This is a genomic window from Pseudomonas sp. TNT3 (assembly GCF_010095445.2).
In the GTDB taxonomy this organism is placed as follows: domain Bacteria; phylum Pseudomonadota; class Gammaproteobacteria; order Pseudomonadales; family Pseudomonadaceae; genus Aquipseudomonas.
Genome location: NZ_WFGV02000079.1, coordinates 1 through 19,381, shown reverse-complemented (window position 1 = coordinate 19,381; position 19,381 = coordinate 1). Strand labels below are relative to the sequence as shown.

The following is a 19,381-nucleotide window of genomic DNA, read 5'->3' as shown; positions in this document are numbered from 1 at the left end:
CGGCGAAGCCCGTGCCGCCGAGGTCGATCAGCAAGCCGCGCAGTTGACCTTGTCCGCCGACGTCGCCCGCGCCTACAGCGACCTGGGTCAGGCGCACATCGTTTATGACCTGGCCAGCGAAGACCTCAAACGCACCCGGCAAATGCTCGACCTGAGTCAGCGTCGTCTGAGCTCGGGCATCGACAGCCAATACCAGTTCCAGCAAACCGAAAGCCTGGAAGCCAGTTCTCAGGCCAGCCTGATCGACGCCGAGAAACGCCTGAAAAGCGCCAAAATCGCCTTGGCGGTCTTGCTCGGCAAAGGGCCGGATCGCGGCAATGAAATCGCCCGACCGAAAATCCTCCAGGCCAGCGCCGTGGCCTTGCCGTCCGTTCTGCCCGCTGAATTGCTCGGCCGCCGTCCGGACCTGGTCGCGGCGCGCTGGCGCGTCGAAGCGGCAAGCAAGAACATCGACGCCGGCAAGACCCGGTTCTACCCCAACCTCAACCTGAGTGCTGCGGCGGGTGTCGAGTCGTTGCTGGGCGATGCGATGTTCGGTTCGGCCAGTCGTTTCTTCAATGTCGGGCCAACGATTTCAGTGCCGATTTTTGACGGCGGGCGCCTGCGTGCCGACCTCGATTCACGCGATGCCGACTACGACCTCGCCGTGGCGCAGTACAACAAAAGCCTGGTGAAAGCACTCGGTGATGTCAGCGACACCATCAACCAGCTGCACGACATCGGGCGGCAGATCGGGGCGCAGCAACACGCCACCGACATTGCCCAGGATTCTTACAACACCGTGGTCCAGCGGTACGGTTCCGGCATCGGCAACTACCTGGACGTGCTCAGCATCGAGCAGCAACTGCTCCAGGCCCAGCGTCAGCTGGCCAACCTGAATGCCGAGCAAATCGACCTGTCGATCCAACTGATGCAGGCGCTGGGCGGCGGCTTCCAGGGTGAAACCCTGACCGCAGCCAATCCGCCCCCCGCCACGCAGAACAACTAATTCAAGGTATTTGTCATGGCCACTGCCGAAAACACTGCGACTCCCACTGATAAAGCACCCGACAACGCTCAGGACACCAGCAATCCACGCAAACGCAAAATCATGCTGGTGGTGCTGGCGATTGTGGTCATCCTCGTCGGACTCGGCGTGTGGGGCTATCACGAATTCTACGGACGCTGGAACGAAAGCACCGACGATGCCTATGTGAACGGCAACGTGGTGGAAATCACCCCGCTGGTCACAGGCACCGTGGTCAGCATCGGTGCGGACGATGGTGACCTGGTGCATGAAGGCCAGGTGCTCATCAACTTCGACCCGAACGACGCCGAAGTCGGCCTGCAAAGCGCCCAGGCCAATCTGGCGCGTACCGTGCGCCAGGTGCGCGGTCTGTACAGCAACGTCGACGGCATGAAAGCCCAGGTCAATGCGCAACAGGCCGAAGTGCAAAAAGCGCAGGACAACTTCAATCGCCGGAAGAATCTGGCGGCTGGCGGGGCGATTTCCCAGGAGGAACTGTCCCATGCTCGCGACGACCTGACCTCGGCGCAAAACGCCCTGGCCAACGCCAGGCAGCAACTCAAGACTACCAGCGCGCTGGTGGATGACACCGTGGTGTCGTCGCACCCGGACGTGATGTCCGCCGCCGCCCAACTGCGTCAGGCCTACCTGACCAATGCACGCAGCACCTTGATCGCGCCGGTCACCGGGTACGTGGCCAAACGCACCGTGCAGTTGGGTCAACGGGTGCAGCCGGGCACGGCGCTGATGGCGGTCATTCCACTGGACCAACTGTGGATCGACGCCAACTTCAAGGAGACCCAGCTGCGTGACATGCGCATCGGCCAGCCGGTGGACATCGAAGCCGACCTGTACGGCAGCGACGTCAAATACAGCGGCACCATCGACAGCCTCGGCGCCGGTACCGGCAGCGCGTTTGCCCTGTTGCCGGCACAGAACGCCACCGGTAACTGGATCAAGATTGTCCAGCGTGTGCCGGTGCGTATTCACATCAATGCCGAAGAACTGGCCAAGCATCCGTTGCGTGTCGGTCTGTCGACCCAGGTCGATGTGAACCTGCGTGACCAGAGCGGTCCGGTGCTGGCGCAACAGCCGCCGCAGAAGGCCTCGTTCAGCACCAATGTCTACGACCGTCAATTGGCCGAAGCCGACGCGATGATCGCTCAACTGATCCACGACAACAGCGCTGCGGTCAGCAAAACCGCACAGCGCTGATACCGACGTGCGGGAACGAGCTTTTGTGGCGAGGGAGCTTGCTCCCGCTCGGCTGCGAAGCAGTCGTAAAGCTTTTGGGGCCGCTTCGCGACCCAGCGGGACGGTGCGACGATTCGACAAGCTCCCTCGCCACAAAAGCTCGCTCCGACAAGGGCGCAGCGCCCGCCATGTTTCAAAGGATCTGCGATGAGCAATAAAGCGTCTTTTACGCCACCCAGCCTGCTGCTCAGCACCATCGGCCTGTCGCTGGCGACCTTCATGCAGGTGCTCGATACGACCATCGCCAACGTGGCGTTGCCGACGATTTCCGGCAACCTGGGCGTGAGTTCGGAGCAGGGCACCTGGGTTATCACCTCCTTCGCGGTGAGCAACGCCATCGCGCTGCCGTTGACCGGCTGGCTCAGTCGGCGTTTCGGCGAAGTGAAGCTGTTTCTCTGGGCGACCATTCTCTTCGTCATCGCCTCGTTCCTGTGCGGCATCTCCACCTCGATGCCGGAACTGATTCTGTTCCGGGTCGTTCAGGGTCTGGTCGCCGGACCGCTGTATCCCATGACGCAGACGCTGTTGATTGCGGTCTATCCCCCCGCGAGGCGAGGCATGGCCCTGGCGTTACTGGCGATGGTCACGGTGGTAGCGCCGATTGCCGGCCCGATCCTCGGCGGCTGGATTACCGACAGCTATAGCTGGCCGTGGATCTTCTTCATCAACGTGCCGATCGGGATTTTCGCGGTGATGGTCGTGCGCCAGCAGCTCAAGGCGCGCCCGGTGGAAACCAGTCGTCAACCGATGGATTACGTCGGTTTGATCACGTTGATCATTGGTGTGGGCGCCTTGCAGGTGATCCTCGACAAGGGCAATGACCTGGATTGGTTCGAATCGAACTTCATCATCATCGGCGCCGCGATCTCGGTGATTGCGCTGGCGGTGTTCATCATCTGGGAAATGACGGACAAGCATCCGGTGGTCAACCTGCGGCTGTTCGCCCATCGCAATTTCCGTATCGGCACCATTGTGCTGGTGCTGGGGTACGCCGGGTTTTTCGGGATCAACCTCATCCTGCCGCAATGGCTGCAGACCCAGATGGGCTACACCGCCACCTGGGCCGGTCTGGCGGTAGCGCCAATCGGCATTCTGCCGGTGCTGATGTCGCCGTTTGTTGGCAAATATGCGCACAAATTCGACCTGCGGCTGTTGGCAGGACTGGCGTTCCTGGCGATCGGTCTGAGTTGCTTCATGCGTGCCGGGTTCACCAACGAAGTGGACTTCCAGCACATCGCGCTGGTGCAACTGTTCATGGGGATCGGGGTGGCGCTGTTCTTCATGCCGACCTTGAGCATTTTGATGTCGGACCTGCCGCCGAGCCAGATCGCCGATGGCGCCGGTTTGGCGACATTCCTGCGGACCCTGGGCGGTAGTTTTGCGGCGTCGCTGACCACCTGGATCTGGATTCGCCGGGCCGACCAGCATCATGCATACCTGAGCGAAAGCATTTCCACCTATGAGCCGGCGACCCGGGATGCGTTGAACGCACTGGGCGGGGCAGGTAATCCGGCCTATGCGCAACTCGATCATGTGCTGACCAGTCAGGCGTACATGCTCTCGACCGTGGATTATTTCACGCTTTTAGGATGGGGTTTCATGGGGCTGATCCTGCTCGTGTGGCTGGCAAAACCACCGTTCGCAGCGAAGGCTGGGCCTGCAGCCTCCGGCCACTGATTTAGCGGCGCCTGTTTAAAAGATCGTCCGAACGCGGCCCGAGCCTTCGGCAGCTCCTACAGAGAATCACCGTACCACCTGTAGGAGCTGCCGAAGGCTGCGATCTTTGGATCGTTCCCACGCTCTGCGTGGGAACGCCTCAACGGACGCTCAGCGTTCGGCTTTGGAAGCAACACGGAGCGCCCCGGGCTGCATTCCCACGCAGAGCGTGGGAATGATCAGGCAGAAGGGCCTGCCAATTGCGGCGGGGGGGCGAAGTCGAATGGCGCCAGCGCCATTCCGTTCTCATCCACCTGCAACGCCCAGCCCTGACGGTCCCAATCCCCCAGCACAATGCGCCTGGCCGCCTGCTCGCCAATCTGCAACTTGTGAAGGGCGGGGCGATGGGTATGCCCGTGAATCAAGGTCTTCACTCCAAACGCCTGCATCACCCGCGGTACTTCTTCAGGCGTGACATCAACGATGTCATTGGCCTTCATCCGCACCTGGGCCGTGCTTTCACTGCGCAGCTTGCGCGCGAGCTTATGGCGAGTGCTCAGGGGCAAGTGCCGCAGGATAAACAGGGTGATGGGGTTGCGCAGGTAACGACGCAGCTTCATATAGCCGACGTCGCGGGTGCAGAGGCTGTCGCCGTGCATCAACAGCACCGGCTCGCCGTAAAACTGCACGACGCTCGGGTCTTTCAACAACGTGCAGCCGGCCTGTTTGCAAAAAGCCTGGCCCAGCATGAAGTCGCGATTACCGTGCATCAGAAAAATGGCCGTGCCGCTGTCGCTGAGATCGCGCAGGGCCTGGCAGATGGAGCGCTGGAACGGAGTCATGGCATCGTCGCCAATCCACGCTTCGAAAAAGTCGCCCAGAATGTACAACGCACTCGCCGAGCGGGCGCGTCCGGCGAGCAAATCCAGAAACGCCCGGGTGATGTCCGGGCGCTCCTCTTCCAGATGTAAGTCTGAAATCAGCAGTATCACTCAATGATCTCGGCTTTCTCGATGATCACGTCGTCTGCCGGTACATCCTGGTGGCCGGATTTCATGGTGGTGGACACACCTTTGATCTTGTCGACCACTTCTTCGCCGGCAACCACTTTGGCGAATACGGCGTAGCCCCAGCCCTGAGTGGTCTTGGCGCTGTGGTTCAGGAAGCTGTTGTCAGCCACGTTGATGAAGAACTGGGCGGAAGCCGAATGCGGCTCCATGGTGCGGGCCATGGCAACGCTGTACTTCACGTTTGGCAGACCGTTGTCGGCTTCGTTCTGGATGCTTGGGCGCTTGTCTTTCTTTTCTTTCATGCCTGGCTCGAAACCGCCGCCCTGGATCATGAAGTTACCGATGACGCGGTGGAACACGGTGTTCTCGTAGTGGCCGGCCTTGACGTATTCGATGAAGTTGGCAACGGTCAGCGGTGCCTTTTCAGCGTTCAGTTCCAGGACGATGTCGCCATGGTTGGTGGTCAGTTTGACTTGGGTCATGATCGGAGACTCTTTTTGAGAATGCGTTTTCTGGGAATTCGTGGTTTTTGGGGCTTTGAAGCCCCCAACCGGTTTGGCCAGCAATGGCCAAGTAGCGCAGTTTAGCGCGACAGGCGTGAATTTCGAGGCTGTTTTTCATTTGCATCCGATTAAATGCAGCCGTTTTCGGGCCTGCTCTGTCAGCCACTTGACAGCTTCGGCTATGATAGCGGCTTTGTTTTGTCAGGCCCCGTCTGCGGCCGCGCACTTGTACGTTCAAGGATCCTATGAGCAAGCCCACTGTCGAACCTGTTTCGAATTCCAAGACTGGCCCTGCCGTGCCGGTCAATTTCCTGCGCCCGATTATCCAGGCGGACCTGGACTCGGGTAAGCACACGCAGATCGTTACTCGTTTCCCGCCTGAGCCCAACGGTTACCTGCACATCGGCCACGCCAAGTCGATTTGCGTGAACTTCGGATTGGCCCAGGAGTTTGGCGGCGTCACGCACCTGCGTTTCGACGACACCAACCCGGCCAAGGAAGACCAGGAATACATCGACGCGATCGAAAGCGACATCAAATGGCTGGGCTTCGAATGGTCCGGTGAAGTGCGCTACGCGTCGCAGTATTTCGACCAGTTGCACGACTGGGCCGTCGAGCTGATCAAAGCCGGCAAGGCCTACGTCGATGACCTGAGCCCGGAACAGGCCAAGGAATACCGTGGCACCCTGACCGAGCCGGGCAAGAACAGCCCGTTCCGTGATCGCAGCGTCGAAGAAAACCTCGACTGGTTCGCCCGCATGAAGGCCGGCGAATTCCAGGACGGCGCACGCGTGCTGCGGGCGAAGATCGACATGGCCTCGCCGAACATGAACCTGCGCGACCCGATCATGTATCGCATCCGCCATGCGCACCACCACCAGACGGGTGACAAGTGGTGCATTTACCCGAACTACGACTTCACCCACGGTCAGTCGGACGCCATCGAAGGCATCACCCACTCGATCTGCACCCTGGAGTTCGAAAGTCATCGTCCGCTGTACGACTGGTTCCTCGATGCTCTGCCAGTACCGGCGCACCCGCGTCAGTACGAATTCAGCCGCCTGAACCTGAACTACACCATTACCAGCAAGCGCAAGCTCAAGCAGCTGGTCGATGAGAAGCACGTTCATGGTTGGGACGATCCGCGCATGTCCACGCTGTCGGGCTTCCGCCGCCGCGGCTACACGCCGGCGTCGATCCGCAATTTCTGCGACATGGTCGGCACCAACCGTTCCGACGGCGTGGTCGATTTCGGCATGCTGGAATTCAGCATCCGTCAGGACCTCGACCAGAACGCGCCGCGCGCCATGTGCGTGCTGCATCCGTTGAAGGTCGTGATCACCAACTACCCGGAAGACCAGGTCGAGAACCTCGAACTGCCGCGTCATCCGCAGAAAGAAGAACTGGGCGTGCGCAAGCTGCCATTCGCCCGTGAAATCTACATCGACCGTGAAGATTTCATGGAAGAGCCGCCAAAAGGCTACAAGCGCCTGGAACCAAACGGCGAAGTGCGCCTGCGCGGCAGCTACGTAATTCGCGCCGACGAAGCGATCAAGGACGCCGATGGCAACATCGTCGAACTGCGTTGCTCCTACGATCCGCAAACACTGGGCAAGAACCCTGAAGGCCGCAAGGTCAAAGGCGTGGTGCACTGGGTGCCGGCCGCTGCCAGCGTCGAGTGCGAAGTGCGTCTGTACGATCGCCTGTTCCGCTCGCCGAACCCTGAAAAGGCCGAAGACAGCGCCAGTTTCCTGGACAACATCAACCCTGAATCGCTGCAAGTGCTCACCGGTTGTCGTGCTGAACCCTCGCTGGGCAATGCACAGCCGGAAGACCGTTTCCAGTTCGAGCGCGAAGGTTACTTCTGCGCGGATATCAAGGACTCGAAACCAGGTCATCCGGTATTCAACCGTACCGTGACCTTGCGTGATTCGTGGGGCCAGTGATTCTAGGAAACGACTAAAGTGCTATCGATCTACAACACGCTCACCAAGAGCAAAGAAGTCTTCAAGCCGCTGGATGGCAACAATGTGCGCATGTACGTCTGCGGGATGACCGTGTACGACTACTGCCACATTGGCCATGGCCGCAGCATGGTCGCGTTCGACCTGGTGACCCGCTGGTTGCGGTTCAGCGGTTACAACCTGACCTACGTGCGCAACATCACCGACATCGAAGACAAGATCATCAATCGGGCGAAGGAGAATGGCGAGCCATTCGACGCGTTGACCGAGCGCATGATCACTGCGATGCACGAGGACGAAGCGCGCCTCAACATCCTCAAGCCGGACATGGAACCGCGCGCCACGGATCATATTCCGGGCATGCTGAGCATGATCCAGACCCTGATCGACAAGGGTTATGCCTACGCACCGGGCAATGGCGACGTGTATTACCGTGTCGCCAAGTTCATGGGCTACGGCAAGCTGTCGCGCAAGAAAATCGAAGACCTGCGCATCGGCGCGCGTATCGAAGTCGACGAGTCCAAGCAGGACCCACTGGACTTCGTGCTGTGGAAAGCCACGAAGCCGGGCGAGCCAAGCTGGCCTTCGCCGTGGGGCGACGGCCGTCCGGGCTGGCACATCGAGTGCTCGGTGATGTCGACGTGCTGCCTGGGCGAGACCTTCGACATTCATGGCGGCGGTAGCGACCTGGAATTTCCGCACCACGAAAACGAAATCGCCCAGAGCGAAGCGGCCACTGGCAAGACCTACGCCAACGCGTGGATGCATTGCGGCATGATTCGCATCAATGGCGAGAAGATGTCCAAGTCCTTGAACAACTTCTTCACCATTCGCGATGTGCTGGAAAAGTACCACCCGGAAGTCGTGCGTTACCTGTTGGTGTCGAGCCATTACCGCAGCGCGATCAACTATTCGGAAGACAACCTCAAGGACGCCAAGGGCGCACTCGAGCGTTTCTACCACGCGCTGAAAGGCCTGCCGAGCGTGGCGCCGGCTGGCGGTGAAGCCTTCGTGGAGCGATTCACCCAGGTGATGAACGACGACTTCGGTACGCCGGAAGCCTGCGCGGTGCTGTTCGAGATGGTGCGCGAGATCAACCGTCTGCGCGAGAGCGATATCGATGCAGCGGCAGGTCTGGCGGCTCGCTTGAAAGAGCTGGCCAGCGTGCTGGGTGTGTTGCAGCTTGAAGCGGACGACTTCCTTCAGGCAGGTGCTGAAGGGCGGGTTGATGCGGTTGAGGTCGATGCACTGATCGCCGCGCGTCTGGCGGCGCGTGCCGGCAAAGACTGGGCCGAATCCGACCGCATCCGCGACCAGCTCACCGCCATGGGCGTAGTGCTGGAAGACGGCAAGGGCGGCACGACCTGGCGTCTGGCTGACTGATAGCGTCATCCGCTGCAAAACAAAACCCGCCTTGTGCGGGTTTTTGTTTTTTGGGTTATCCAGGGATTCTTGGTTGGCAGGCCTGACGCCATCGCCAGCAGGCTAGCGCCCACATTTAATTTTCGTCATGTTTGAATCTTGGGTTCGACGCAGATCCCTTGTGGGAGCGAGCCTGCTCGCGATGGTCTCAAGGCTGCCACCGCCAGTGCGGCTAAATTGTCATTCCGACTGGCGCAACCGCTTGTACAGGGTATTGCGACTGACCCCTAACCGCCGGGCTAAATACGAAATATTCCCCCCAGCCGCCGCCAACTGCCGATTCAAATCCTCGGCGTCATTCAAATCCACCGCCAGCGACTCCGGCGAATCCACCGGCTCCATCTCCAGGTCCACAAAAAAATCATCCGGCAAATGCTCCGGCCGCACCGGTTGTTCCTCGGCCATGGCCAGCGCCACCTGCATCACGCTGCTGACTTGGCGCAAATTCCCAGGCCACGGATGACGACTGAACAACTCCATCACCTCACGACTCAATCCTGCCCATTGCGACGTCTCGCGATGCTGTTCCCACAGCCGCGTGAACAGCGCCTGCTTGTCGCTGCGTTCGCGCAGTGGCGGCAATTCCAGGGTCAAACCACCAATTCGGTAATACAGGTCTTCACGAAACCGCCCCAATTGCACCTGCTCGCGCAACGAACGGTTGGTCGCCGAGATAATCCGTATATCCACCGGGAACAGCTCGCTGCTGCCCACCGGCTGTACGCAACGTTCCTGCAAAACCCTTAACAAACGAGCCTGGGTCGGCAACGGCATGTCGCCGATTTCATCAAGGAAGAGGGTGCCCTTGTCGGCCTTGCGGATCAGCCCGATGCTGCCTTTCTGGTTCGCTCCCGTGAACGCTCCCTTCTCGTAGCCAAATAACTCCGATTCCACCAGTTCGGCGGGGATCGCTGCACAGTTCACGGCAATAAATGCCTGTTTGCTGCGAGAGCTGGCCTGGTGCAGGGCTTTGACGAACACTTCCTTGCCGACCCCGGTTTCACCGTGGATGAGCAGTGGAATGTCTTTTTCCAGCAAACGCTCGGCCTGCCGCACGGCCTTTTCCACGCGGCTGTCACCGAAGTGCAGAGTGTTCAGGCTGATCGCTGCCGGTGCGGCCACGGCGGGTTCAGCGCTTTTCGCTTCGGAAAAAAGCCGTGCCTGGATCGGCACTTGTTTAGGTCGTTTCAACAGGCACTGAAAGCGGTTTCGCCCCGACGTCTGCAGGGCGAACGGCAGACCCTCCGGCTGATTCAGCAGCTCCAGCAGCGAGACCTTGAACAGGCTTTCAACGCTGACCCGCGACAGGCTGATGCCCAGCAAGTTGTCGGCCCGTCGATTGGCTGACAGCACCTGACCGGTCTCATCGAAAATCAACAGCCCGGCCCATTGGCTGTCCAGATTGTTCAACCCGGTGTTGAAGGTCAGTTGAAAATGCTGGCCATGGAACAGGTTAAGGATCAACCGGTTCTCCACGGTCTGGCTCATCATCTTGACCATGCCCAAGGTGTGGGAGGGCGGCAGGTAGCTGTCGCTGGACACGTCCAGTACCGCGATGACTTTGCGCTCGGCATCGAAAATAGGCGCGGCGGAACCGGTCATGAAACGGTTGGCCTTGAGGAAATGTTCATCGTGCTCGATGTGCACGGCCTGCTCACACGCCAGTGCGGTGCCGATGGCATTGGTGCCGCTGCTACGCTCCATCCAGCTCGCGCCGGCACTGAAGCCATGCGTCAGCTTCGGTTCGATAAACCGCTGAGTTCCCCAGGACGTGAGCACCTGGCCCTGATTGTCGGCGAGCATGATCAGGCAGTTGGAATTGCTGAGGATGTTCTCGTAATACGGCAGCACTTCCTGGTGAGTGGTCTGCACCAGCGAGTGCTGGCTCTCGAGCAACTGCGCAATGCCCTCGGCGGGCAGTTGGTCGAATTTCGGGGCGCTTTGATGATTGAGACCAAACGCGCGGCATCGGGACCATGAATCCTGAATGATGGCGTCGTGGGACAGCGGCTGGGCAGGTGCGGCCATGGCAGTCGATCTCTGAGCATTATTATTTTTGTTGTAAGTAACGCGATTCATGTAGCAGCTGCCGAAGGCTGCGTCCGGCGACGCAGTCGTCGTAAAACGGTTTATGCGATTTCCCTGACACTCCGCGCCGCCTGATTTCACGACGGCTTCGCCGCCGGACGCAGCCTTCGGCAGCTGCTACACAGGGTGTGTATCTCGACATTCTTCGCAGTAAAACGGTGTGTAGAGTGTTGTTCACTATTGTTCATTGTCAACGGTCGAAGTGTTCAATTGTTCAGGTGCGATTGTTCATTTCTGTTCAGCATCGAAAGCAATATCAACACCGTCTCAGAGGATTCTGAAGCGGATCAATCACTTGCAATTTCTGGCACGAATGTCGCTCTGTAGCTCCGGTCGCTTGACTCCAATAATAAAAAGGCCGAGCCATGTCATTAACCCTGGAACACGTCAGCCGCACCGTCGAGGGCCAACTCTGGATCGACGACGCCAGCTTGAGTTTCGAACCTGGTTCCTTCAACGTTTTGCTCGGTCGCACCCTTTCCGGCAAAACCAGCCTCATGCGCCTGATGGCCGGTCTGGACAAGCCCGACAGTGGCCGCATCCTGATGAATGGTGTCGACGTCACCCAGCGCCCGGTGCGCCTGCGCAACGTGTCGATGGTCTATCAGCAGTTCATCAACTACCCAACCATGACCGTGTTCGAGAACATCGCCTCGCCGTTGCGCCAGGGCGGTGTTTCCAACGAAATGATCCAGAGCAAAGTGCTCGAAACCGCGAAGATGCTGCGCATCGAGAAATTCCTCCAGCGCCATCCCCTCGAACTTTCCGGCGGCCAACAACAGCGCACGGCCATGGCACGCGCACTGGTGAAGGATGCGGAGCTGATCCTGTTCGACGAGCCGCTGGTCAACCTCGACTACAAGCTTCGCGAAGAGCTGCGCCAGGAAATGCGCGAGCTGTTCAAGGCGCGGCACACCATTGCCATCTACGCCACCACCGAACCTAACGAAGCCCTGGCCCTGGGCGGTACCACGACCATTCTTCACGAGGGGCGGGTGATCCAGAGCGGCAAGTCTTCCGAGGTCTATCACCAGCCACAAACCGTGTTGGCGGCGGAGCTGTTCTCCGAGCCGCCGATCAACCTGATGCCGGGGCGCATCGCTGGCAACGAAGTCAGCTTCGCCAACTTTGTGCACTTTCCGCTGAACGTCGACCTGCGCCCGGTGGGCGAGGGCGAGTTCCGCTTTGGCGTGCGGCCCAGCCATATCTCGCTGGTGCCGAGCAACGACGATGACCTGGAACTGGCGGTGACCGTCGAGGTGGCCGAGATCAGTGGTTCGGAAACCTTCCTGCACGTGCGCAACGAACATTTCCTGTTGGTGCTGCACCTGCCAGGCGTTCATGAATACGACGTGGATGCGCCGATTCGCATCTATATCCCGACCCATAAATTGTTTGTGTTCGATGCGCAGGGGCGGCTGGTCCAGGCGCCCGGTCGCCGTATCGCGAGGGTTGCCTGATGGCCGAAATCCGATTGCAGAACCTCGCCCACAGCTACACCCGCACACCGACCGGTCCCGAGGATTACGCGATTCGCGAAATGGACCACATCTGGGAACAGGGTGGCGCCTACGCGCTGCTTGGACCTTCGGGCTGCGGCAAATCGACCTTGCTCAACATCATTTCCGGTCTGCTGAGTCCTTCCCAGGGCCAGGTGCTGTTCGACAACAAAGTGGTCAACGACCTGACGCCTGAGAAGCGCAACATCGCCCAGGTTTTCCAGTTTCCTGTGGTCTACGACACCATGACCGTGTTCGACAATCTCGCCTTCCCGCTGCGTAATCAGGGCATGGGCGAGGCGAAAGTCCACAGCAAGGTTCAGGAAATCGCCGAGGTTCTCGACCTGCAGGCGCTGCTGAACAAGAAGGCGCGCAACCTCACCGCTGACGAAAAACAGAAAGTCTCCATGGGGCGCGGACTGGTGCGCGATGACGTCTCCGCGATCCTCTTCGATGAGCCGCTGACGGTGATCGACCCCCACCTTAAATGGAAGCTGCGGCGCAAGCTCAAGCAGATCCACGAGCAGTTCAACATCACCATGGTCTACGTCACCCACGATCAACTGGAGGCCTCGACCTTCGCCGACAAGATCGCGGTGATGTATGGCGGGCAGATCGTGCAGTTCGGTACGCCACGGGAATTGTTCGAGCGGCCGAGCCACACCTTTGTCGGTTACTTCATTGGCAGCCCCGGGATGAACCTGATCGAAGTGCAGCCGCAGCCGGGGGGCGTGGGTTTCGCGTCGACCCATCTACCGTTGTCCGACGCTCAACTGCAGCGCATCGCCGAGTCCGAATGGCACACTTTGAAAGTAGGCATCCGCCCGGAGTTTATCCATGTGTGGGAGGAGCCCTTTGATGACGCCATGCGGGCCGACGTCGTACACGTCGAAGACCTCGGTACCTACAAGATCATGACGCTTAACCTCGACGGCGCCCCGTTGAAAGTGCGCCTGGCTGAAGACAAGCCGGTGCCGGAAGGTACGGCGTACATCAGTTTTCCGGCGCAATGGTTGATGGTCTATGCCGATGATTATTTGTTGCCAGCGCAAGCCAATAACAGGGAGCAGCCATGAACAAGGTGCAGAACAACAAGGCGTGGTGGCTGGTCTTGCCGGTGTTTTTGCTGGTGGCCTTTAGCGCGGTGATCCCGATGATGACCGTGGTCAACTATTCGGTGCAGGACATATTTGACCAGTCCAGCCGCTACTTCGTTGGCGCCGATTGGTACAAGCAGGTACTGCTCGATCCGCGTCTGCATGACTCGCTGCTGCGCCAGTTCATCTATTCCGGTTGCGTGCTGCTGATCGAAATCCCGCTGGGCATTGCTATTGCCCTGACCATGCCGACCAAGGGCCGCTGGTCCTCGTTGGTGCTGATCATCCTGGCGATTCCGCTGCTGATTCCGTGGAACGTGGTCGGCACCATCTGGCAGATCTTCGGCCGCGCCGACATTGGCTTGCTGGGCTCCAGCCTTAACGCCATGGGCATCAACTACAACTACGCGGCGAACACCATGGACGCCTGGGTCACGGTGCTGGTGATGGACGTCTGGCACTGGACGTCCCTGGTAGCGCTGTTGTGCTTCTCCGGCCTGCGCGCCATTCCGGATGTGTATTACCAGGCGGCGCGGATTGATCGGGCGTCGGCGTGGGCGGTCTTCCGGCACATCCAGTTGCCCAAGCTCAAGAGCGTGCTGTTGATTGCGGTGATGCTGCGGTTCATGGACAGTTTCATGATCTACACCGAGCCGTTCGTGCTGACCGGTGGCGGCCCGGGGAATGCCACGACCTTCCTCAGCCAGACCCTGACCCAAATGGCCATCGGGCAGTTCGACCTCGGTCCGGCCGCGGCTTTCTCGCTGGTGTATTTCCTGATCATCCTGTTGGTGTCCTGGCTGTTCTACACCGCCATGACTCACTCTGACGCCAACCGCTGAGGTCTGCCATGAGCAAAAGAAAGCTTATCCCGCTGCTCATCTACATCCTGTTCCTGCTGGTACCGATCTACTGGCTGCTGAACATGTCGTTCAAGAGCAATACCGAAATCCTCGGCGGCCTGACGCTGTTTCCGCAGGATTTCACCCTTGCCAATTACAAGGTGATCTTTACTGATCCGGCCTGGTACACCGGTTACCTCAATTCGCTGTATTACGTCAGCCTCAACACGGTGATCTCCCTGAGCGTCGCGTTGCCGGCAGCTTATGCGTTCTCGCGCTATCGTTTTCTCGGCGACAAGCACCTGTTTTTCTGGCTGCTGACCAATCGCATGGCGCCGCCTGCGGTGTTCCTGCTGCCGTTTTTCCAGCTGTATTCGTCGATCGGCCTGTTTGACACCCACATCGCAGTGGCCTTGGCTCACTGCCTGTTTAACGTGCCATTGGCGGTGTGGATTCTTGAAGGGTTCATGTCCGGTGTTCCGAAGGAGATCGACGAAACGGCCTACATCGACGGCTACAGTTTTCCCAAGTTCTTCGTGAAGATTTTCATTCCGCTGATTGGTTCCGGCATCGGGGTGACGGCGTTTTTCTGCTTCATGTTTTCCTGGGTCGAACTGCTGCTGGCGCGCACGCTGACGTCGGTGAATGCCAAACCGATTGCGGCGGTGATGACCCGAACGGTATCGGCGTCCGGCATTGACTGGGGCGTGCTGGCAGCGGCGGGGGTGTTGACCATTCTGCCCGGCATGCTGGTGATCTGGTTTGTTCGCAACCACGTGGCCAAGGGCTTTGCCTTGGGCCGGGTATGAGGAACTGATGATGGAATGGATGAGTTGGACGGTCCCCACCGCGGCGTTCTTCATCGTCATTGGCCTGATTCTGGTAGGCATGACGACCTGGGAATTGCGTTCGCCGAGCGTTCTGCGGCGAGGTTTTCTACCGATTGCCACCACCCGTGGCGATCGGCTGTTTATCGGTCTTCTCGGCAGCGCCTACCTGCATCTGCTGGTAATCGGCGTCACCGACTGGAGCATCTGGGTGGCGTCCGCGTTGTCCCTGGTGTGGCTGTTGGCTGTGATGCGCTGGGGCTAGTCGAATCGATCGGCAATGTTGCTCCGAAAATCAAACAGGAGGTCTCTATGTTCGACAAAAACAATAAGCTGCGACATAGCGTTTCATTGGCAGCCATGCTGGCACTCAGCGGGTTGAGCGCTGCGGCTTGGGCCGATGCTTATGAAGATGCCGCGAAAAAATGGATAGGCAGCGAATTCAAACCGTCCACCCTCACGCCAGAGCAGCAGCTCGAGGAACTGAAGTGGTTCATCAAGGCGGCCGAACCGTTTCGCGGGATGAACATCAAGGTTGTTTCTGAGACCCTGACCACTCACGAATATGAGTCCAAGGTGCTGGCCAAGGCCTTTACCGAGATCACCGGGATCAAGCTGACCCACGACCTGCTGCAAGAAGGCGACGTGGTGGAAAAGCTGCAGACCGTGATGCAGTCGGACAAGAGCATCTATGACGGTTGGGTCAACGACTCCGACCTGATCGGTACGCATTTTCGCTACGGCAAGACTGAATCGATCACCGACCTGATGGCCAACGAAGGCAAGAACTTCACTTCACCAACCCTGGACATCAAAGACTTCATCGGCATTTCCTTCACCACCGCGCCGGACGGCAAAATCTATCAACTGCCCGACCAGCAATTCGCCAACCTTTACTGGTTTCGCGCCGACTGGTTCGAGCGGCCTGACCTGAAAGCCAAGTTCAAGGAAAAGTACGGGTACGAACTGGGTGTGCCGGTTAACTGGTCAGCCTATGAAGACATCGCCAAATTCTTCAGCGAAGACGTCAAGGAAATCGACGGCAAGCGTATCTACGGGCACATGGACTACGGCAAGAAAGACCCGTCCCTGGGCTGGCGTTTCACCGATGCCTGGTTCTCCATGGCCGGTGGCGGCGACAAAGGCATTCCCAACGGTTTACCGGTGGACGAGTGGGGCATCCGCGTCGAGGACTGCCATCCGGTCGGCTCCAGCGTGACCCGTGGCGGCGATACCAATGGCCCGGCTGCGGTGTATGCGACGCAGAAGTACGTCGACTGGATGAAGGCCTACGCACCACCGGAAGCGGCAGGCATGACGTTCTCCGAATCCGGCCCAGTGCCGTCCCAGGGCAACATTGCCCAACAGATCTTCTGGTACACCGCCTTTACTGCCGACATGACGAAACCGGGCTTGCCGGTAGTGAACGCTGACGGCACGCCTAAATGGCGCATGGCACCGTCGCCACGTGGGCCGTATTGGGAAGAGGGCATGAAGCTTGGTTACCAGGACGTGGGGTCCTGGACGTTCATGAAGTCGACGCCTGAAAAACAAAAACTTGCGGCCTGGCTGTATGCGCAGTTCGTGACCTCGAAAACCGTCTCGCTGAAGAAAACCATCGTCGGCCTGACGCCTATTCGCGAGTCGGACATTAACTCGCAAGCCATGACCGACCTCGCGCCTAAACTCGGCGGCCTGGTGGAGTTCTATCGCAGCCCGGCCCGTGTGCAATGGACCCCGACCGGGACCAACGTGCCGGACTATCCGCGCCTGGCACAACTGTGGTGGAGCCACATCGCCGAAGCCGCGAGCGGCGAGAAAACCCCGCAACAGGCACTCGATGGCCTGGCCAAGGATCAGGACGCGATCATGACCCGCCTGGAACGCTCCAAGGCACAGCCGGTGTGCGGACCGAAGATGAACCCGGAACGGGATGCGCAATACTGGTTCGATCAGCCGGGCGCACCGAAACCGAAACTGGCGAACGAAAAGCCTAAAGGCGAAACCGTGAGCTATACCGAACTGCTGAAATCCTGGGCGGATGCGCGTAAGTAGGTTGATGTATTTTGAAAGGCGAACGGCACCGTGAGGTGCCGTTTTTTGTTGGTGTCTGTTCCACCGCAATCGCTGGCAAGCCAGCTCCCACACGGGGGCGGGGTCATGCACAGAGTTTGTGTTCACCGCAGATCCACTGTAGGAGCGGGCCTGCTCGCGATGAAGCCAGTTCAGTCGCGAAATTTCATCAGCCAAACGAGGTCTCCAGGTTGAGCAACCGGGTATAGGGGCGATTTGTGGCTGAGGCATTCAGGATGGCGCCCGAGCACCGATGAAGTACTCCAGGCCTTCGGGGAAATCCACTTTGAGAAGTCTTGAAATTTGAGCCACCTGGCTGCCCGTCAGCTCTAGCTCGCCAGGCTCTATTTCTTCCAGAGATTTTGATTCAGTCAGCTGAGCAAGCGCCTGGTTTAACGCCTGCTCCTTTATCGTCAGCTCAAACTGCAATGAATCGTCCAGCTTGTCGTCCGGGTAAAAACCGGTGATGGATAGATAGCGCATTTTCTTCTTTATCTCTCACTCATGCCGTCAGCCAACGCTGTCAGACAATTGACCCGGATATTCGGTGTGGCCCCTGTAGGAGCTGCCGCAGGCTGCGATCTTTTGATCTACATAGCACTACGGTTTACTACCATACGTGCCGATACCTAAATGAAACTTGGTAATCAAAAACGGCAGGTTCAATTTGGTGCTTAAACAAAGATTGAAGATCAGGAATCCACGCGGCTAAGACGTCAAACCCTCCGTCGTATATCTCAGGTTCCGCCATGAGCCCCAATGCTTCGATTACCGAACCATCATCGCCGAGGTCCACGGAGTATTCCTTGCCAACTCCTATTTCCGTTTCTTTGTCGTACCAGTTCAATCTGACTTTTATTCCCATCTCGAGTTACCAGACATCGCGATAGTCAAACGCCACCTGATAGTCGTAGGCGGACAGATCGATAGCCTGCTGAAAATGAGGTTGAAGATGAGCGACCCAACTTTCTAGCACGTTGAAACCGCCATTGTTTATGTTGTTCTCAATGGGGATGCCTAGCGCATCCAACACAACGGGGTCCTGGCCAAAATCTTTTGACATCTCCTCCCCAACGCCCAGCTCGGATTCTTTGTCGTACCATTCCAATCTGATTCTCAAACCCACGCCGCCTCCATCGTTACCGTCATTTTTATGTCCTTTCGGGGAGAGCACTGGGGGCTCCATTTTCGGTAATCATTAATCGTAAGAAGTCAGGAAAAAATTAAGATTTGCAGGCAGTTTGATCGAACATGCTTTTTCTATCGCGGTGATGTGTTGCTCTGTTAGCAGGTAATCATGCAGTGGGTCTTCATCATTTTTCCAACCCATGATCAACGCGAGCTCAGCAAGCGAAATAAAGATCTCCTTTTCAAAGGAAGGGAAGTCTTCACCTTCCGGAACTCCCATAACGATAAACTTCATGGTTCTACTGTCCTTGTTGGGTCTGCAGGTTTATTTTGGACACCTGTTTCATAGTTGAACTCTCCAAGATGTTTGCCGCGTTTGTTGTATTTTTCCACCGCCCCATGTCGGAAGTCCCACTCGTAGATTGTCCCTTTTCTATCTTTCCAGCGGGGGCGTAATCCCCCACCGCCTTGAATTACAGTTTTTGGGCTAGCCCATCTGGCGCCCGGAAAAGCTGGAAGAAAATCAGGCTTTTGATGATAAGTAACCTGAGGCGTGCTTAGTACGATGTAAACCGGCCTAACCCCCGACCCCACCGGAAACACAAGAATAAAATCCTTGTACTCAGGCGGGTGAATCGGATTAACGATGATGCTGTCAGCCAGTTTCGTCGGCGGATAAACCCATATGTGAGGTGCTTGCGGCGCAGCTTGCAGTGCCGGAATACCAAGAATGTCGGACCCGTCCTCAGCCGGAGTCCAGATCAGCTCGACACCATCCCCCAGTTCCGCCACTTGCTGGGTGCCGCGCAAGGTGAACTGCACGACATCGACCATTTCCCAATCGCGGTTCTTGCCCGTGTAAAAACCGTAACCCTTGAGACTGCCGTCGTCCTGCTGTTCGACGTTCAGCCGAACGCGCGTACGGGCTTGTTTGAGGGCGCGTAGCTGTTCTTCGGAATAGAGCGCGCTGTCGCCGAGGCTGGGCGTCCAGAACACGGCCACCACGCCGGCC

At 58.4% G+C, this 19,381-nt stretch carries 19 protein-coding genes; 11 read left to right on the top strand and 8 right to left on the bottom strand.

Translation table 11 applies throughout. The features are described from left to right. From GBC55_RS27695 to GBC55_RS27685, 3 genes are all read left to right on the top strand, one after another. Positions 1–988 (top strand): efflux transporter outer membrane subunit (locus GBC55_RS27695; protein ID WP_247267027.1); only part of this gene is annotated, 988 nt, incomplete at its 5' end. Between the two features lie 15 nt (positions 989–1,003). Next, positions 1,004–2,221: an HlyD family efflux transporter periplasmic adaptor subunit gene (locus GBC55_RS27690; RefSeq protein ID WP_162440766.1), complete on the top strand. Its 1,218-nt coding sequence runs from the start codon at positions 1,004–1,006 to the stop codon at positions 2,219–2,221. 186 nt (positions 2,222–2,407) lie between these two features. Further along, a complete protein-coding gene (locus GBC55_RS27685; protein WP_162440765.1) occupies positions 2,408–3,937 on the top strand; it encodes a DHA2 family efflux MFS transporter permease subunit in 1,530 nt (509 codons plus the stop codon). Positions 3,938–4,155: 218 nt separating this feature from the next. Here GBC55_RS27685 and lpxH read toward each other — a convergent pair whose 3' ends face one another. Both lpxH and GBC55_RS27675 read right to left on the bottom strand, forming a co-directional pair. Beyond that, positions 4,156–4,908 carry a UDP-2,3-diacylglucosamine diphosphatase gene (gene lpxH, locus GBC55_RS27680; protein WP_162440764.1) on the bottom strand — a complete coding sequence of 251 codons (753 nt, stop codon included), beginning with the start codon at positions 4,906–4,908 and terminating at the stop codon, positions 4,156–4,158. After that, positions 4,905–5,408 (bottom strand): peptidylprolyl isomerase, encoded by a 504-nt coding sequence (locus GBC55_RS27675; RefSeq protein WP_162440763.1) that lies wholly within the window; start codon positions 5,406–5,408, stop codon positions 4,905–4,907. Before GBC55_RS27675 ends, lpxH begins: the two co-directional genes overlap by 4 nt. 266 nt (positions 5,409–5,674) lie before the next feature. On the opposite strand from GBC55_RS27675, the gene GBC55_RS27670 reads away from it, so the two are divergent. Continuing rightward, positions 5,675–7,375, top strand: a complete 1,701-nt coding sequence (locus GBC55_RS27670) for a glutamine--tRNA ligase/YqeY domain fusion protein (RefSeq protein WP_162440762.1) — start codon at positions 5,675–5,677, stop codon at positions 7,373–7,375. An 18-nt stretch (positions 7,376–7,393) separates the two neighbouring features. Continuing rightward, a complete protein-coding gene (gene cysS, locus GBC55_RS27665; RefSeq protein WP_162440761.1) occupies positions 7,394–8,776 on the top strand; it encodes a cysteine--tRNA ligase in 1,383 nt (460 codons plus the stop codon). A 219-nt stretch (positions 8,777–8,995) separates the two neighbouring features. On the opposite strand, the gene GBC55_RS27660 is transcribed toward cysS, so the two are convergent. Continuing rightward, positions 8,996–10,843 carry a sigma-54-dependent Fis family transcriptional regulator gene (locus GBC55_RS27660; RefSeq protein WP_162440760.1) on the bottom strand — a complete coding sequence of 616 codons (1,848 nt, stop codon included), beginning with the start codon at positions 10,841–10,843 and terminating at the stop codon, positions 8,996–8,998. Positions 10,844–11,268: 425 nt separating this feature from the next. Between GBC55_RS27660 and GBC55_RS27655 the strand changes: the two genes are divergently transcribed. Genes GBC55_RS27655 through GBC55_RS27630 form a run of 6 tightly spaced genes read left to right on the top strand, consistent with a single transcriptional unit; the run spans position 11,269 to position 17,223 of the window. Then, the gene (locus tag GBC55_RS27655; protein ID WP_162440759.1) at positions 11,269–12,363 is read left to right on the top strand and encodes an ABC transporter ATP-binding protein; all 1,095 of its coding nucleotides are present in this window, start codon (positions 11,269–11,271) and stop codon (positions 12,361–12,363) included. After that, positions 12,363–13,478 (top strand): ABC transporter ATP-binding protein, encoded by a 1,116-nt coding sequence (locus GBC55_RS27650; RefSeq protein ID WP_162440758.1) that lies wholly within the window; start codon positions 12,363–12,365, stop codon positions 13,476–13,478. The genes GBC55_RS27655 and GBC55_RS27650 overlap by 1 nt, the downstream gene beginning before the upstream one ends. Next, positions 13,475–14,341: a sugar ABC transporter permease gene (locus GBC55_RS27645; RefSeq protein ID WP_008032762.1), complete on the top strand. Its 867-nt coding sequence runs from the start codon at positions 13,475–13,477 to the stop codon at positions 14,339–14,341. The genes GBC55_RS27650 and GBC55_RS27645 overlap by 4 nt, the downstream gene beginning before the upstream one ends. An 8-nt stretch (positions 14,342–14,349) precedes the next feature. After that, complete coding sequence (locus GBC55_RS27640) at positions 14,350–15,150, top strand: carbohydrate ABC transporter permease (protein ID WP_162440757.1); 801 nt, start codon at positions 14,350–14,352, stop codon at positions 15,148–15,150. A 10-nt stretch (positions 15,151–15,160) separates the two neighbouring features. Next, entirely contained in the window at positions 15,161–15,433 is a 273-nt protein-coding gene (locus GBC55_RS27635) for a DUF2160 domain-containing protein (RefSeq protein WP_162440756.1), read from the top strand. Between the two features lie 47 nt (positions 15,434–15,480). After that, positions 15,481–17,223, top strand: a complete 1,743-nt coding sequence (locus GBC55_RS27630) for an ABC transporter substrate-binding protein (protein WP_162440755.1) — start codon at positions 15,481–15,483, stop codon at positions 17,221–17,223. 249 nt (positions 17,224–17,472) lie between these two features. Here GBC55_RS27630 and GBC55_RS27625 read toward each other — a convergent pair whose 3' ends face one another. From GBC55_RS27625 to GBC55_RS27605, 5 genes are all read right to left on the bottom strand, one after another. Continuing rightward, complete coding sequence (locus GBC55_RS27625; RefSeq protein ID WP_162440754.1) at positions 17,473–17,724, bottom strand: pyocin S6 family toxin immunity protein; 252 nt, start codon at positions 17,722–17,724, stop codon at positions 17,473–17,475. Between the two features lie 127 nt (positions 17,725–17,851). Beyond that, a complete protein-coding gene (locus GBC55_RS27620) occupies positions 17,852–18,106 on the bottom strand; it encodes a colicin E3-like toxin immunity protein (protein WP_162440753.1) in 255 nt (84 codons plus the stop codon). 6 nt (positions 18,107–18,112) lie between these two features. After that, positions 18,113–18,367 carry a colicin E3-like toxin immunity protein gene (locus tag GBC55_RS27615; protein ID WP_162440769.1) on the bottom strand — a complete coding sequence of 85 codons (255 nt, stop codon included), beginning with the start codon at positions 18,365–18,367 and terminating at the stop codon, positions 18,113–18,115. Positions 18,368–18,439: 72 nt separating this feature from the next. Continuing rightward, positions 18,440–18,664 carry a hypothetical protein gene (locus tag GBC55_RS27610; RefSeq protein ID WP_162440752.1) on the bottom strand — a complete coding sequence of 75 codons (225 nt, stop codon included), beginning with the start codon at positions 18,662–18,664 and terminating at the stop codon, positions 18,440–18,442. After that, on the bottom strand, positions 18,661–19,381 hold a 721-nt coding region (locus GBC55_RS27605; RefSeq protein ID WP_247267026.1), incomplete at its 5' end, for a colicin E3/pyocin S6 family cytotoxin. The genes GBC55_RS27605 and GBC55_RS27610, both read right to left, overlap by 4 nt.